The organism is Pseudomonas sp. B10(2017), from assembly GCF_002113295.1.
GTDB classification, from domain to species: Bacteria; Pseudomonadota; Gammaproteobacteria; order Pseudomonadales; family Pseudomonadaceae; genus Aquipseudomonas; species Aquipseudomonas pudica.
Genome location: NZ_NEJU01000009.1, coordinates 38,295 through 52,801, shown reverse-complemented (window position 1 = coordinate 52,801; position 14,507 = coordinate 38,295). Strand labels below are relative to the sequence as shown.

Here is a 14,507-nt window from a genome sequence, read left to right as displayed (position 1 = left end):
GCTCCCACAGGGTATGGTGCCGCGCTTGCGCGCTCTTGAGCAATTCAGCGATACAAGTCTTCACGCGTCCAGGGCAGATCATGGTGGCCATCGGCGTAAGGCTTCACGGCCAGAATCTGATGCAGGTTGATCCACCCCTTCTGGAAGGCATAGGCACACCCGGCCAGATACAGGCGCCAGATGCGCAAGGTCTTCTCGGGCACCAGCGCCGCCGCCTTGTGCAACTGGTTCTCCAGGTTCTCGCTCCAGTGGTGCAAGGTCTTGGCGTAGTGCAAACGCAGGCTTTCCACGTCTACCACCTCCAGCCCCGCCTCACAGATGCTGGCACTGATCATCGACAGGTGCGGCAGCTCGCCATGGGGGAACACGTAGCGATCGATGAACTCACCAGCTCCACGCCCGACCGGGCGGCCATCGACGTGCTTGGCGGTGATACCGTGATTCATCACCAGGCCGCCTTCCCTCACGGCACCGAACAGCTTCTGGCTATACAGCGCCAGGTTGGCATGCCCGACATGCTCGAACATGCCGACGCTGACAACCTTGTCGAAGCGGCCATCCTGAGGCAGGTCGCGGTAGTCGAGAATCTGCAGGTCGACCTTCTCAGCCAGCCCCTCGGCCTTAACCCGCTCACGGCCGAGCTTGAGCTGCTCCTTGCTCAAGGTGATACCAAACACCTTGGCGCCATACTCACGAGCAGCGAAACGCGCCAGCCCGCCCCAGCCGCAGCCTACGTCGAGCAGGTATTCACCCGCTTCCAGGCGCAGCTTGCGACACAAATGATCGAATTTGTCCTGCTGTGCCTGATCCAGCGTATTGTCCGGCTCGCGGAAGTAGGCGCAAGAGTAGGCCATGTCCTGATCCAGCCATAGCTGATAGAACGCATTGGAAACATCGTAATGGTAGGAAATGGCTTCGGCGTCGGTGCTCTTGTCATGGGCCAGGCGCTGCGGTGGGGTTTCGTCCTCATCGGTCAGCAGCGCTTCGCTGAGCTCATCGCATACGCGGATGGCTTCACCAATATCGCCCTCCAGCTCCAGCTTGCCCTCGACGAATGCCGTGCCCAGCTGGTCCATGCTCGGGTGGCTCAACTGGCTGATCAGCTGTGGCTCCTTGACCAGGATAGTGACCTGCGGGCTAGGCCCCAGATCGAACTGGTTACCGTCCCACAGTTTCAGCCGCAGCGGCAGGTGCAGGCTCTGCAGTGCCGGTGGAAGTTGCGCAAGCATGAACGACCCTCCTGTCCGTATTTGGCCACGACGCCTGATATTTCGAACGTCGCCGGATCAGAGTAGTTCATTCGTGGGATGTTTCCTCTAAACGAGACCATGGTCTAGAGCCAACTGATCTTATCCCCATATCAGATTGTATACAATTTTTGCATCTCAGCTTAACCTTGTGCCCCCTCTTGTGCTTCTTCATCCTGGAGTTGAACCCATGAAATCCTATGACGTGGTGATCATCGGCGGTGGCCCTGGCGGTTATAACGCAGCCATCCGTGCCGGCCAGCTGGGCCTGAGCGTAGCCTGCGTGGAGGGCCGCTCCACCTTGGGCGGCACCTGCCTTAACGTGGGTTGTATGCCCTCCAAGGCGTTGTTGCATGCTTCCGAGCTGTACGAAGCCGCCATTGGTGACGAGTTCGCCCACCTCGGTATCGAAGTCAAACCTACCCTCAACCTCGCCCAGATGATGAAACAGAAGGACGAGAGCGTGACCGGCCTGACCAAGGGCATCGAGTACCTGTTCCGCAAGAACAAGGTCGACTGGGTCAAGGGCTGGGGTCGCCTGGACGGCGTCGGCAAGGTGGTGGTGAAGGCTGAGGACGGTAGCGAAACCACACTACAAGCCAAGGATGTGGTCATTGCCACCGGCTCCGAACCTACGCCCCTGCCGGGCGTGATCATCGACAACCAGCGCATCATCGACTCGACTGGCGCGTTATCGTTGCCGCAGGTGCCCAAGCATCTGGTCGTCATCGGCGCCGGCGTGATCGGCCTCGAGCTGGGTTCGGTATGGCGCCGCCTGGGCAGCCAGGTCACGGTCATCGAATACCTCGACCGCATCTGCCCGGGCACTGACGAAGAAACCGCCAAGACCCTGCAGAAGGCCTTGGCCAAGCAAGGCATGGTGTTCAAGCTGGGCAGCAAGGTGACACAGGCCAGCGCCGGCGCCGATGGCGTTAGCCTGACCCTGGAGCCGGCCGCCGGCGGCACCGCAGAAACGCTGCAGGCTGACTATGTACTGGTCGCCATCGGCCGCCGCCCCTATACCAAAGGGCTGAACCTGGAAAGCGTGGGCCTGGAGACCGACAAGCGCGGCATGCTCGGCAACAATCACCACCGCACTTCCGTGCCGGGTATCTGGGTGATTGGCGACGTCACCTCCGGCCCGATGCTGGCGCACAAAGCCGAAGACGAAGCGGTTGCCTGCATCGAACGCATCGCCGGCAAGCCTCACGAGGTCAACTACAACCTTATCCCTGGTGTGATCTACACCCGCCCGGAGCTGGCTACCGTGGGCAAGACCGAAGAGCAGCTCAAGGCCGAAGGGCGTGCCTATAAAGTCGGCAAGTTCCCGTTCACGGCCAACAGCCGCGCCAAGATAAACCATGAGACCGAAGGCTTCGCCAAGGTCATCGCCGATGCCGAGACCGATGAAGTGCTGGGTGTGCACCTGGTAGGCCCAAGTGTCAGCGAGATGATCGGCGAGTTCTGCGTAGCCATGGAGTTCTCGGCCTCGGCGGAAGACATCGCCCTTACTTGCCACCCCCACCCGACCCGCTCCGAGGCCTTGCGCCAGGCAGCGATGAATGTGGACGGGATGGCGATGCAGATCTGATGCGAGATAGCCGGGGGCTTCCTTACTGCCCATCGCGACAAGGCCGCTACAGGAAAACGAGATTCCGTAGCGGCCTTTCGCGATGGGGCGCGGAAAGCGCCCCTGGCTTCTGGCTTACTCGACCGTAACCGACTTGGCGAGGTTACGTGGCTGGTCCACGTCGGTGCCCTTGAGCACCGCCACGTAGTAAGACAGCAACTGCAGCGGGATGGTGTACAGGATCGGCGCCAGGGCGTCGGCGATGTGCGGCACCTTGATCACGTGGGTACCTTCGCCATTGGTCATGCCGGCCTGCTCATCGGCAAACACTACCAGCTCGCCACCACGGGCGCGTACTTCCTGCAGGTTGGATTTCAGCTTCTCCAACAGTTCGTTGTTCGGCGCAACGGTTACCACTGGCATGTCGCTGTCCACCAGCGCCAGCGGGCCGTGCTTCAGCTCGCCTGCCGGATAGGCTTCGGCGTGGATGTAGGAGATTTCCTTGAGCTTGAGTGCACCTTCCATCGCCACCGGGTACTGCGCACCACGGCCGAGGAACAGGGTGTGGTGCTTGTCGGCGAACAGTTCGGCGATCTTTTCGACGGTAGCGTCCATGGCCAGGGCTTCGCCCAGGCGGGCCGGCAGACGGCGCAGTTCTTCGACCAATTCGGCCTCTACACCGGCTTCCAGGGTACCGCGCACTTGGCCCAGAGCCAGGGTCAGCAGCATCAACGAAACCAGCTGGGTGGTGAAAGCCTTGGTCGAGGCCACGCCGATTTCCGGGCCGGCCAGGGTCAGCAGGGTCAGGTCCGACTCACGCACCAGCGAGCTGATACCGACGTTGCAGATCGCCAGGCTGCCGAGGAAGCCCAGCTCCTTGGCGTTGCGCAGCGCGGCCAGGGTGTCGGCGGTTTCGCCAGACTGCGAGATGGAGACGAACAGGGTGTCCGGCTGCACTACCACCTTGCGGTAACGGAACTCGCTGGCCACCTCGACCTGGCACGGGATGCCAGCCAGGCTTTCCAGCCAGTAACGGGCGACCATGCCGGCGTGGTAGCTGGTACCGCAGGCAACGATCTGCACGTTGCGCACCTTTGCGAACAGTTCGGCAGCCTGCGGGCCGAAGGCCTGGACCATCACGTTGTCCTTGCCCAGGCGGCCTTCCAGGGTGCGCTGCACCACGCTTGGCTGCTCGTGGATTTCCTTGAGCATGAAGTGGCGGTAGGCACCCTTGTCGGCAGCTTCGGCACCTTCGTGGTACTGCACGGTTTCGCGCTGGACCTTTTGGCCATCCTGGTCCCAGATGGAGACCTGGTCACGGCGAATTTCAGCGATGTCGCCTTCTTCCAGGTACATGAAGCGGTCAGTGACCTGGCGCAGGGCCAGTTGGTCGGACGCCAGGAAGTTCTCGCCCAGGCCCAGGCCGATGACCAGAGGGCTACCACTGCGTGCGGCTACCAGGCGGTCAGGCTGCTTGGCACTGATCAGAGCCAGGCCGTAAGCACCATGCAGGCGCTTTACCGCGGCCTTCAGGGCATCAGCCAAGTCCGGAATGCTTTTCAGGGTGTGGTGGATCAGGTGGACGATGACTTCGGTATCGGTCTGTGAAGTGAAGACATAGCCAAGGCCCTTCAGCTCTTCGCGCAGTTCTTCGTGGTTCTCGATGATGCCATTGTGCACCACGGCCACTTCATTGCCCGAAAAGTGCGGGTGGGCGTTGCCCTCGGTCGGCGCACCGTGGGTGGCCCAGCGGGTGTGGGCAATGCCCAGCTGGCCGGCCAGTGGCTCGGCGGCAACAGCGGCCTCCAGTTCACTGACCTTGCCGATACGACGACGGCGCTGCAGTTCACCGTTCTGGGTGAGGACAGCCAGGCCGGCGCTGTCGTAGCCGCGGTACTCAAGGCGCTTGAGACCTTCGATCAGGATGGCTGTGATGTTGCGCTCGGCGACGGCACCAACGATTCCACACATGGTTTATTGCTCCTGGCTGATCGCGGCGCAGATCAGGTTGATGCCGCGGGCTTGAATTTGTTCGCGTGCCGCTGCGGGCAGGCGTTCGTCAGTAATGAGAGTGTGTACGCTGCCCCAGGGCAGCTCGAGGTTGGGGATTTTGCGCCCTACCTTGTCCGATTCGACCATCACGATCACTTCACGAGCGACTTCGGCCATGACCCGGCTCAACCCAAGGAGTTCGTTGAAGGTGGTGGTACCGCGGCCGAGGTCGATGCCGTCGGCACCGATGAACAGTTGGTCGAAATCGTAGGAGCGCAACACCTGCTCGGCCACCTGGCCCTGGAACGACTCGGAATGCGGGTCCCAGGTGCCACCGGTCATCAGCAGCACCGGCTCGTGTTCGAGGTCGCAGATGGCGCGGGCCACGTTCATCGAATTGGTCATCACCACCAGACCAGGGTGGCGCCCCAGTTCGGGGATCATGGCTGCCGTGGTGCTGCCACTGTCGATGATGATGCGCGCATGTTCGCGGATACGTGCCACCGCAGCGCGGGCGATAGCCTTTTTATAGGAAGACACCGGTTGGGCAGGTTCACCGAGCAGCTCTTGTGGCACCGGGACCGCGCCACCGTAGCGCCGTAGCAACAGGCCGTTGGTTTCGAGGGCAGCAAGGTCCTTGCGGATGGTGACTTCCGAGGTAGCGAAACGCTTGGCCAACGCGTCCACACTGACCTCGCCCTGCTCGCTGAGCAAAGCCAGGATGTTGTGCCGCCGCTGTGGGGTGTTTCGTTTCGACATGAGCGCTTAAGTTTCGATTCGAAAGATAATGATGGCAATCAAAACCTAAGATGAGCGATTCGTCAAGTTGTGGATAAACCCCAACGGAAAATGGGCACCCTGTGGGAGCGGGTTCACCCGCGAAGAAACCAACGCAATGATATGGCACCGGCTTCGCCGGTGTTCGCGGCTGAAGCCGCTCCCGCAGAGATCGTGCCAGCCCTTAGAGACGATTCGCCAAAAAAAGCCGACTTATTCACATAAGTCGGCTTTCGATCGAAACAGCTGTGTATAACTCAGCTCTTCTTTATCTTTTCCGGCCGCTTCCAGCCCGAGATGTTGCGCTGGCGCGCACGAGCCACTGCGAGGTCGCCTGCTTCCACAGTCTGGGTAATGGTCGAACCGGCAGCAGTGGTCGCACCAGCCTTGATTTCCACAGGCGCTACCAATGAGTTGTTCGAGCCGATGAAGACGTCCTCGCCCATCACTGTCTTGAACTTGTTGGCGCCATCGTAGTTGCAGGTGATGGTGCCGGCGCCGATGTTGGTCCGTGCACCGATTTCGGCATCGCCCAGGTAGGTCAGGTGACCGGCCTTGGCGCCTTCCCCGAGGTGGGCGTTTTTCAGTTCGACGAAATTACCCACATGGGCCTTGGCGTCCAGCACACTGCCCGGGCGCAGGCGGGCGAACGGGCCGGCATCGCTGCCCTCGCCCATCACGGCGCCTTCGAGGTGGCTGTTGGCCTTGACCACTGCGCCTTTGCGCAGGGTGGTGTTCTTGATCACGCAGTTAGGGCCGATCTGCACATCGTCCTCGATGACCACCTTGCCTTCGAGAATCACGTTGATGTCGATCAGCACGTCGCGGCCAACGGTCACTTCACCGCGGAGATCGAAGCGCGCCGGGTCGCGCAGGGTCACACCCAGGGCCATCAGGCGACGGCCTTCGCGCATCTGGTAGTGGCGCTCCAGTTCGGACAGCTGGCGACGGTCGTTGGCGCCTTGCACTTCCATCGGGTCGTGCGGCTGTTCGGTAGCCACCACCAGGCCATCGGCCACAGCCATGGCGATGACGTCGGTCAGGTAATACTCGCCCTGGGCGTTGTTGTTCGACAGGCGGCCCATCCAGTCGGCCAGGCGCGCGGCTGGCAGTGCCAGGATACCGGTGTTGCCTTCCTTGATCGCTCTCTGCGCATCGTCGGCGTCCTTGTGCTCAACGATGGCCGTCACCTTGCCCTGCTCATCACGCACGATGCGGCCATAGCCGGTCGGGTCGTCGAGGGTCACCGTGAGCAGGCCCAGCTGCTGCTCGTTGGCCTTGGCCAGCAGACGCTGCAGGGTTTCCACTTCGATCAACGGAACATCACCGTACAGCACCAGTACGGTTTCGGCGGTCAAGGCCGGTAGTGCCTGGGCAACAGCATGGCCGGTACCCAGCTGCCTGTCCTGCATGACAAAGTTCAGGTCGTCGGCGGCCAGGCGCTCGCGAACCAGCTCGGCACCATGGCCAATGACCACATGAATACCTTGCGGCTGCAGCTGGCGCGCGCTGTGGATAACATGGCCGAGCATGGAGTTGCCGGCCACCGGGTGCAGCACCTTGGGCAGCGCCGAGCGCATTCGGGTGCCTTGGCCGGCGGCGAGAATAACGATATCGAGTGACATTACTGGCTACCAATCCTGGGTGGTCAGTGAAATGACCGGGAGGGAGAAATCAGAAAAAGAAAAAGGGTAGCCGAGGCTACCCTTTTACTCAATCGCAACAGAAGTTATCAGCCGAGGGCCGATTACTTGCCTCTGCGCATTTGCTGGACGGTACGCAGCTGAGCTGCGGCTTCGGCCAGACGTGCGGCGGCGGCGCCGTAGTCGAAGTCCGCGCCTTTCAGATTCAGGGCGTTCTCGGCAGCCTTGAGGGCTTCCTGAGCCTGAGCTTCATCCAGGTCTGCAGCACGTTGCACGGTATCGGCAAGCACCTTGACCATGTTCGGCTGAACCTCGAGGAAACCACCAGAGATGTAGAACACCTCTTGGGCGCCACCCTGCTTGGTCAGCGTGATCGGACCAGGCTTGAGATTGGTGATCAGCGGCGCGTGGCCCGGAGCGATACCAAGATCACCCAGGTTACCGTGCGCAACTACCATCTCGACCAGGCCGGAGAAGATCTCTCCTTCCGCGCTGACGATATCGCAATGGACTGTCATAGCCATCTGCTTGCCTCAACCTGATAGCGCCCCTCGCGGGGCGCAGGAATTACAGTTTCTTGGCTTTCTCGATCGCTTCGTCGATGCTGCCGACCATGTAGAACGCTTGTTCTGGCAGGTGGTCGTAGTCACCTTTGAGGATGCCGCTGAAGCCAGCGATGGTGTCTTTCAGGGAAACGTACTTGCCTGGCGAACCGGTGAAGACTTCGGCCACGAAGAACGGCTGCGACAGGAAGCGCTGGATCTTACGAGCACGGGCTACCAGTTGCTTGTCGGCTTCGGACAGTTCGTCCATACCCAGGATCGCGATGATGTCCTTCAGCTCTTTGTAGCGCTGCAGAACATACTGAACCTGACGGGCAGTTTCGTAGTGTTCGTTGCCGATCACGTTCGGGTCCAGCTGGCGCGAAGTCGAGTCCAGTGGATCGACCGCTGGGTAGATACCCAGGGAGGCGATGTCACGGGACAGAACGACGGTGGCGTCCAAGTGGGCGAAGGTAGTGGCTGGCGACGGGTCGGTCAGGTCGTCCGCAGGTACGTATACGGCCTGGATCGAGGTGATCGAACCTTCTTTGGTCGAAGTAATACGCTCTTGCAGAACGCCCATCTCTTCGGCCAGGGTTGGCTGGTAGCCTACTGCGGAAGGCATACGGCCCAGCAGTGCGGATACTTCGGTACCGGCCAGGGTGTAACGATAGATGTTGTCGACGAACAGCAGAACGTCGTTACCTTCGTCACGGAACTTCTCAGCCATGGTCAGGCCGGTCAGCGCTACGCGCAGACGGTTTCCTGGTGGCTCGTTCATCTGACCGTAGACCAGCGCTACCTTGTCGAGAACGTTGGAGTCCTTCATCTCGTGGTAGAAGTCGTTACCCTCACGAGTACGCTCACCCACACCGGCGAACACGGAGTAACCGCTGTGCTCGATGGCGATGTTACGGATCAGTTCCATCATGTTAACGGTCTTGCCAACGCCGGCACCACCGAACAGACCAACCTTACCACCCTTGGCGAACGGGCAAACCAGGTCGATAACCTTGATGCCGGTTTCCAGCAGGTCGTTGCCGCCTGCCTGGTCAGCGAAGGAAGGAGCCTTCTGGTGGATACCACGACGCTCTTCTTCGCCGATCGGGCCAGCTTCGTCGATCGGGTTGCCCAGAACGTCCATGATACGGCCCAGAGTGGCCTTACCAACAGGAACGGAAATGGCAGCGCCGGTGTCGACGACATCCAGACCGCGCTTCAGGCCTTCGGTAGAGCCCATCGCAATGGTACGAACCACGCCGTCGCCCAGCTGCTGCTGAACTTCCAGGGTGGTTTCCGCGCCTTGTACTTTCAGCGCGTTGTAAACACTCGGCACGACGTCGCGTGGGAATTCCACGTCGATGACGGCGCCGATGATTTGAACGATACGTCCGCTACTCATAGCTGGATCCTCTGAATTTTTGAACCGTTAAACCGCGGCAGCGCCGCCGACGATTTCCGAGATCTCCTGGGTGATCGCAGCCTGACGCGCCTTGTTGTAGATCAGCTGGAGTTCGCTGATCAAATCACCGGCGTTGTCTGTGGCGTTCTTCATGGCGATCATCCGGGCCGCTTGTTCAGCAGCGTTGTTCTCGACCACCGCCTGGTACACCTGCGACTCCACGTAACGCACCATCAAGCCGTCCAGCAGCTCTTTTGCGTCGGGTTCGTACAGGTAGTCCCAGTGATGCTTGAGATCCTGATCCGGGGTTGCCACCAACGGTACCAATTGCTCGACCGTCGGTTTTTGGGTCATGGTGTTGATGAACTTGTTCGAAACCACCGAGAGGCGATCGATGCGGCCATCCAGGTAGGCGTCCAGCATCACTTTGACGGAGCCGATCAGATCGTTGATCGATGGCTCTTCGCCCAGGTGGCTGATCGCGGCTACGACGTTGCCGCCAAAGATGCGGAAGAAAGTCGCACCCTTGCTGCCGATCACGCACAGGTCGATTTCCACGCCCTGTTCGCGGTTTTCGTTCATGTCCTTGACCAGGGCCTTGAACAGGTTGGTGTTCAAGCCACCGCACAGACCACGGTCACTGCTCACCACGATATAACCGGCGCGCTTTACAGGGCGCTCGATCATGAACGGGTGGCGGTATTCCGGGTTGGCGTTGGCCAGATGACCGATCACCTGGCGGATACGCTCCGCGTAAGGACGGCTAGCAGCCATGCGCAGTTGTGCCTTGCGCATCTTGCTGACCGCCACTTTCTCCATGGCGCTGGTAATTTTTTGCGTGCTTTTGATGCTCGCAATCTTACTGCGAATCTCTTTTGCGCCTGCCATGTATCACCTATCAGGTTAGCAAGCGGGGGCCGCAGCCCCCGCTGCGGCTTACCAGGTCTGGGTGGCCTTGAACTTCTCGATACCGGCTTTCATGCCAGCGTCGATTTCGTCGTTGAAGTCACCCTTCACGTTGATCTTCGCCATCAGTTCGGCGTGATCACGGTTGAAGTAGGCGATCAGAGCTTGCTCGAAGCTACCGACCTTGTTGACTTCTACGTCGGTCAGGAAACCACGCTCAGCGGCGTACAGCGACAGAGCCATGTCCGCGATGGACATTGGCGCGTACTGCTTCTGCTTCATCAGCTCGGTAACGCGCTGACCATGCTCCAACTGCTTGCGGGTCGCTTCGTCCAGATCGGAAGCGAACTGGGCGAATGCAGCCAGTTCACGGTACTGAGCCAGAGCGGTACGGATACCACCGGACAGCTTCTTGATGATCTTGGTCTGAGCGGCACCACCTACGCGGGATACCGAAACACCGGCGTTCACTGCAGGGCGGATGCCCGAGTTGAACATGGCCGATTCCAGGAAGATCTGACCGTCGGTGATGGAAATCACGTTGGTCGGAACGAACGCGGAAACGTCGCCAGCCTGGGTTTCGATGATCGGCAGGGCGGTCAGGGAACCGGTCTTGCCAGTGACTGCGCCGTTGGTGAACTTCTCGACGTACTCTTCCGAAACGCGCGATGCACGCTCCAGCAGACGGGAGTGGAGATAGAACACGTCACCTGGGTACGCTTCGCGTCCTGGTGGACGACGCAGCAGCAGGGAGATCTGACGGTAGGCAACGGCCTGCTTGGACAGGTCATCGTAAACGATCAGGGCGTCTTCGCCGCGGTCACGGAAGTACTCGCCCATGGTGCAGCCGGCATAAGGAGCCAGGAACTGCAGCGCGGCCGATTCCGAGGCGCTGGCAGCAACAACGATGGTGTTGGCCAGGGCGCCGGCTTCTTCCAGCTTGCGCACAACGTTGGCGATGGTCGACTGCTTCTGGCCTACGGCCACGTATACGCAGAAGATACCGCTGTTTTTCTGGTTGATGATCGCGTCGACCGCCATGGCGGTCTTACCGATCTGACGGTCACCGATGATCAGCTCGCGCTGGCCACGGCCAACCGGGATCATGGCGTCAACCGACTTGTAGCCAGTCTGTACAGGCTGGTCTACCGATTTACGCCAGATAACACCCGGAGCGACCTTTTCGACCGCGTCGGTTTCGGTGGTGGCCAGAGGACCTTTGCCATCGATCGGGTTACCCAGAGCGTCGACGACGCGGCCCAGCAGGCCTTTGCCGACCGGAACTTCCAGGATGCGACCGGTGCACTTGGCGCTCATGCCCTCGGCGAGGGAGGTGTACGCACCCAGTACCACCGCACCTACGGAGTCTTGCTCCAGGTTCAGTGCCATACCGTATACGCCGCCCGGGAACTCGATCATTTCGCCGTACATAGCGTCGGCCAGACCGTGGATCCGTACGATACCGTCGGAAACGCTTACGACGGTACCTTCGTTACGGGCTTGGGAGCCGACATCGAGCTTCTCGATGCGACCCTTGATGATTTCACTAATTTCGGAAGGATTGAGTTGCTGCATTGCTCTGCTGCCCCTTCAAACTCAAGATTTCAATGCTTCGGCCAGTTTCGCGATCTTGCCGCGAACCGAGCCATCGATTACCAGGTCGCCGGCGCGGATGACGACGCCGCCGATCAGGCTGGCATCCTCCGACGCGTGCAGGCGCACTTCCCGGCTGAGCCGTGCACTGAGAACCTTGGCGAGTTTGTCTTGCTGTTCTTGGTTCAACGCAAAAGCACTGGTGACTTCCACGTCCACGGATTTCTCTTGCTCGGCCTTGTACAGGTCGAACAGGGCGGCAATCTCCGGCAGAAGCAGGAGACGGTCGTTTTCCGCGGCAACATGAATGAAATTCTGTGCCTGTGCATCGAACTTGTCACCGCACACTTCAATGAATGCGGCGGCCTTTTCTGCGCTTGTCAGTCGCGGGGCCTTGAGCAGGCGCTGCATGGTGTCGTCTTCCGACACCGCAGCAGCCAGGCCGAGCATGGCTGACCAATTGGCCAGTTGCTGATGGGCCTGGGCATGCTCAAAGGCAGCCTTAGCGTAAGGTCGGGCCAACGTGGTCAGTTCTGCCATGATCGCCCTCGCTTAAATTTCAGCGGCCAGTTTGTTAACCAGCTCCGCATGCGCGTTTTGATCGATTGTGGCGCCAAGGATCTTTTCAGCACCGCCAACAGCCAGGGCACCCACTTGGGCACGCAGGGCGTCTTTGACGCTGTTCAGTTCCTGTTCGATCTCGGCTTGAGCCTGAGCCTTCACACGGTCAGCTTCGACGCGAGCCTGTTCACGGGCTTCCTCGACAAGCTGAGCAGCGCGTTTCTTGCTTTGCTCAATGATTTCGGCTGCCTGTGCCTTCGCTTCACGCAGTTGCTGACCCGCTTTCTCTTGGGCCAGCTCCAGGTCGCGAGCTGCGCGGTTGGCAGCGTCCAAGCCGTCGGCAATCTTCTTTTGGCGCTCTTGCAGGGCAGTGATGACCGGAGGCCATACATACTTCATGCAGAAGAGTACAAAAATCAGAAAAGCAACGGATTGGCCAATCAGGGTTGCATTAATGTTCACGCCAACACCTCGCTCGGTCTTTGTCCATCACACCAATCAACTCGTAGAAACGAGTGATTAGCCGGCGATCTGACCAACGAAGGGGTTCGCGAAGGTGAAGAACAGAGCGATACCAACACCGATCATGGTTACGGCGTCGAGCAGACCGGCAACGATGAACATTTTGACCTGCAGCATCGGAACCATCTCAGGCTGACGAGCAGCGCCTTCCAGGAACTTGCCGCCCAGCAGGCCGAAGCCAATGGCGGTACCCAGAGCACCCAGGCCGATCAGCAGAGCAACAGCGATAGCGGTCAGACCAACTACAGTTTCCATCTTTCCTCCCGACTTTTACGTCGTATTGGTTAGGTTTTTAGTTTGAAGCGGTAAAACAAATCGTTTGGTACAGCATGCCCTTGCGGACTTTTTAAGCCCTCCCCCCAAACGAGCGGGGAAGGCTATCAGACACGCCAGGCGGTCTTAATGGTTATCTTCGTGAGCCATCGACAGGTAGACGATGGTAAGCATCATGAAGATGAAGGCTTGCAGGGTGATGATCAGGATGTGGAACACAGCCCACGCCCACTGCAGCACCACACCCAGGCCGCTGAGCCAGAGGATACCGGCGCCGAACATCACGGCGATCAGGATGAACACCAGCTCGCCGGCGTACATGTTGCCGAACAGACGCAGTGCCAGCGAGATCGGCTTGGCGATCAGGGTGACGAATTCCAGCAGGAAGTTGACCGGGATCAGCAGGATCTGAACGAAGATGTTCTTGCTGCCGAACGGGTGCAGGGTCAGCTCGCCGATGAAGCCGCCCAGGCCCTTGACCTTGATGCTGTAGAAGATGATCAGGGCGAACACACAGAAGGCCATGGCCAGGGTCGCGTTCGGGTCGGTGGTAGACACGGCGCGGAACGGAATGTGCGGATCACCGGAGATCAGGATGGCCAGCTGAGGAATCCAGTCGACCGGTACCAGGTCGATGGCGTTCATCAGGAACACCCAGACGAAAATGGTCAGCGCCAGCGGAGCGATTACCGGGCTACGGCCGTGGAAGGAGTCCTTCACGCTGCCGTTGACGAAGTCTACCAGCACTTCAACGAAGTTCTGCAGGCCGCCAGGTTGGCCCGAAGTCGCCTTCTTGGCCGCCATGCGGAAGATGAACAGGAAGATCAGACCCAGCGCGACGGACCAACCCAGGGTGTCCAGGTGGAACGCCCAGAAGCCCATTGCCTTGGCTTCTGCAGCCGAATGGGCGAAGCCCCAGCTGCCGTCTGGTAGTTGACCGTAGGTCAGGTTCTGCAAGTGGTGCTGGATATAGCCCGAAGCGGTTTCTGCTGCCATGGTTGCCTCAAACGCCCTAAGGTCTCGAAAGTCTTTTATTCATCAGCAGGGGCGCGAACCAGCTGACCAAAAGGGTCAACACGAAGACGCCGAATACTGCTAACGGCGCCAGTGGCTTCACTCCTGCGAAGGTCAGTGCAAAAAGCACTGCCGTCAAAATCATCTTGCCTGCCTCGCCAGCGTAGAACGACTTGACGATGGCTTGTGCCGCCCGGGCCCCGCTGAAGCGAAAAGCCTTCCAGGCGAAATACACATTGGGTAGCCAGGCAATCAAACCTCCGCAAAGGCCTGAATATCCACTGACCGCCCCTTTCCACTGCCACAACACCAACGTTGCCAGCAGCAGTACGACGAATTGAGCCAGCAGTACCGGGAAAACCGCCCAGCGATGGAAAGGCAGGCGGTTTGGCGTGCGGATTTCCATCACAACTGCTCCTCGGAAGTCGACCAGCAAGTCAGTTATGACTTGGCATAATTTGTGCC

Annotated in this window: 14 protein-coding genes; 1 reads left to right on the top strand and 13 read right to left on the bottom strand. The window is 59.8% G+C overall.

The window, feature by feature from the left end; all coding sequences use genetic code 11:
- Positions 1 to 44: 44 nt before the first annotated feature.
- Positions 45 to 1,229: a C17 cyclopropane fatty acid synthase CfaB gene (cfaB, locus tag CAF92_RS13085; protein WP_085601071.1), complete on the bottom strand. Its 1,185-nt coding sequence runs from the start codon at positions 1,227 to 1,229 to the stop codon at positions 45 to 47.
- A gap of 208 nt (positions 1,230 to 1,437) precedes the next feature.
- On the opposite strand from cfaB, the gene lpdA reads away from it, so the two are divergent.
- Positions 1,438 to 2,838 carry a dihydrolipoyl dehydrogenase gene (gene lpdA, locus CAF92_RS13080; RefSeq protein ID WP_085601070.1) on the top strand — a complete coding sequence of 467 codons (1,401 nt, stop codon included), beginning with the start codon at positions 1,438 to 1,440 and terminating at the stop codon, positions 2,836 to 2,838.
- Positions 2,839 to 2,952: 114 nt separating this feature from the next.
- On the opposite strand, the gene glmS is transcribed toward lpdA, so the two are convergent.
- From glmS to CAF92_RS13020, 12 genes are all read right to left on the bottom strand, one after another.
- Complete coding sequence (gene glmS / locus CAF92_RS13075) at positions 2,953 to 4,788, bottom strand: glutamine--fructose-6-phosphate transaminase (isomerizing) (RefSeq protein WP_085601069.1); 1,836 nt, start codon at positions 4,786 to 4,788, stop codon at positions 2,953 to 2,955.
- A 3-nt stretch (positions 4,789 to 4,791) separates the two neighbouring features.
- Positions 4,792 to 5,568 carry a DeoR/GlpR family DNA-binding transcription regulator gene (locus CAF92_RS13070; RefSeq protein WP_015268400.1) on the bottom strand — a complete coding sequence of 259 codons (777 nt, stop codon included), beginning with the start codon at positions 5,566 to 5,568 and terminating at the stop codon, positions 4,792 to 4,794.
- Positions 5,569 to 5,843: 275 nt separating this feature from the next.
- Positions 5,844 to 7,211 carry a bifunctional UDP-N-acetylglucosamine diphosphorylase/glucosamine-1-phosphate N-acetyltransferase GlmU gene (glmU, locus tag CAF92_RS13065; RefSeq protein ID WP_085601068.1) on the bottom strand — a complete coding sequence of 456 codons (1,368 nt, stop codon included), beginning with the start codon at positions 7,209 to 7,211 and terminating at the stop codon, positions 5,844 to 5,846.
- Between the two features lie 122 nt (positions 7,212 to 7,333).
- Positions 7,334 to 7,753 carry a F0F1 ATP synthase subunit epsilon gene (locus CAF92_RS13060; RefSeq protein WP_003260039.1) on the bottom strand — a complete coding sequence of 140 codons (420 nt, stop codon included), beginning with the start codon at positions 7,751 to 7,753 and terminating at the stop codon, positions 7,334 to 7,336.
- A 43-nt stretch (positions 7,754 to 7,796) separates the two neighbouring features.
- Positions 7,797 to 9,173 (bottom strand): F0F1 ATP synthase subunit beta, encoded by a 1,377-nt coding sequence (atpD, locus tag CAF92_RS13055; RefSeq protein ID WP_023383132.1) that lies wholly within the window; start codon positions 9,171 to 9,173, stop codon positions 7,797 to 7,799.
- Between the two features lie 27 nt (positions 9,174 to 9,200).
- Entirely contained in the window at positions 9,201 to 10,061 is an 861-nt protein-coding gene (gene atpG, locus CAF92_RS13050) for a F0F1 ATP synthase subunit gamma (protein ID WP_023383133.1), read from the bottom strand.
- Positions 10,062 to 10,109: 48 nt separating this feature from the next.
- Positions 10,110 to 11,654: a F0F1 ATP synthase subunit alpha gene (gene atpA, locus CAF92_RS13045; RefSeq protein WP_046615332.1), complete on the bottom strand. Its 1,545-nt coding sequence runs from the start codon at positions 11,652 to 11,654 to the stop codon at positions 10,110 to 10,112.
- A gap of 21 nt (positions 11,655 to 11,675) precedes the next feature.
- Positions 11,676 to 12,212: a F0F1 ATP synthase subunit delta gene (locus tag CAF92_RS13040; RefSeq protein WP_043214190.1), complete on the bottom strand. Its 537-nt coding sequence runs from the start codon at positions 12,210 to 12,212 to the stop codon at positions 11,676 to 11,678.
- A 12-nt stretch (positions 12,213 to 12,224) separates the two neighbouring features.
- Positions 12,225 to 12,695, bottom strand: a complete 471-nt coding sequence (locus CAF92_RS13035) for a F0F1 ATP synthase subunit B (RefSeq protein ID WP_023383136.1) — start codon at positions 12,693 to 12,695, stop codon at positions 12,225 to 12,227.
- A 57-nt stretch (positions 12,696 to 12,752) separates the two neighbouring features.
- Positions 12,753 to 13,010 carry a F0F1 ATP synthase subunit C gene (atpE, locus tag CAF92_RS13030; protein WP_003097235.1) on the bottom strand — a complete coding sequence of 86 codons (258 nt, stop codon included), beginning with the start codon at positions 13,008 to 13,010 and terminating at the stop codon, positions 12,753 to 12,755.
- Between the two features lie 144 nt (positions 13,011 to 13,154).
- On the bottom strand, positions 13,155 to 14,024 hold the full coding sequence (atpB, locus tag CAF92_RS13025; protein ID WP_023383137.1) for a F0F1 ATP synthase subunit A: 870 nt from the start codon (positions 14,022 to 14,024) through the stop codon (positions 13,155 to 13,157).
- Positions 14,025 to 14,040: 16 nt separating this feature from the next.
- Positions 14,041 to 14,448 carry a F0F1 ATP synthase subunit I gene (locus CAF92_RS13020; protein ID WP_008092225.1) on the bottom strand — a complete coding sequence of 136 codons (408 nt, stop codon included), beginning with the start codon at positions 14,446 to 14,448 and terminating at the stop codon, positions 14,041 to 14,043.
- Positions 14,449 to 14,507 lie beyond the last annotated feature (59 nt).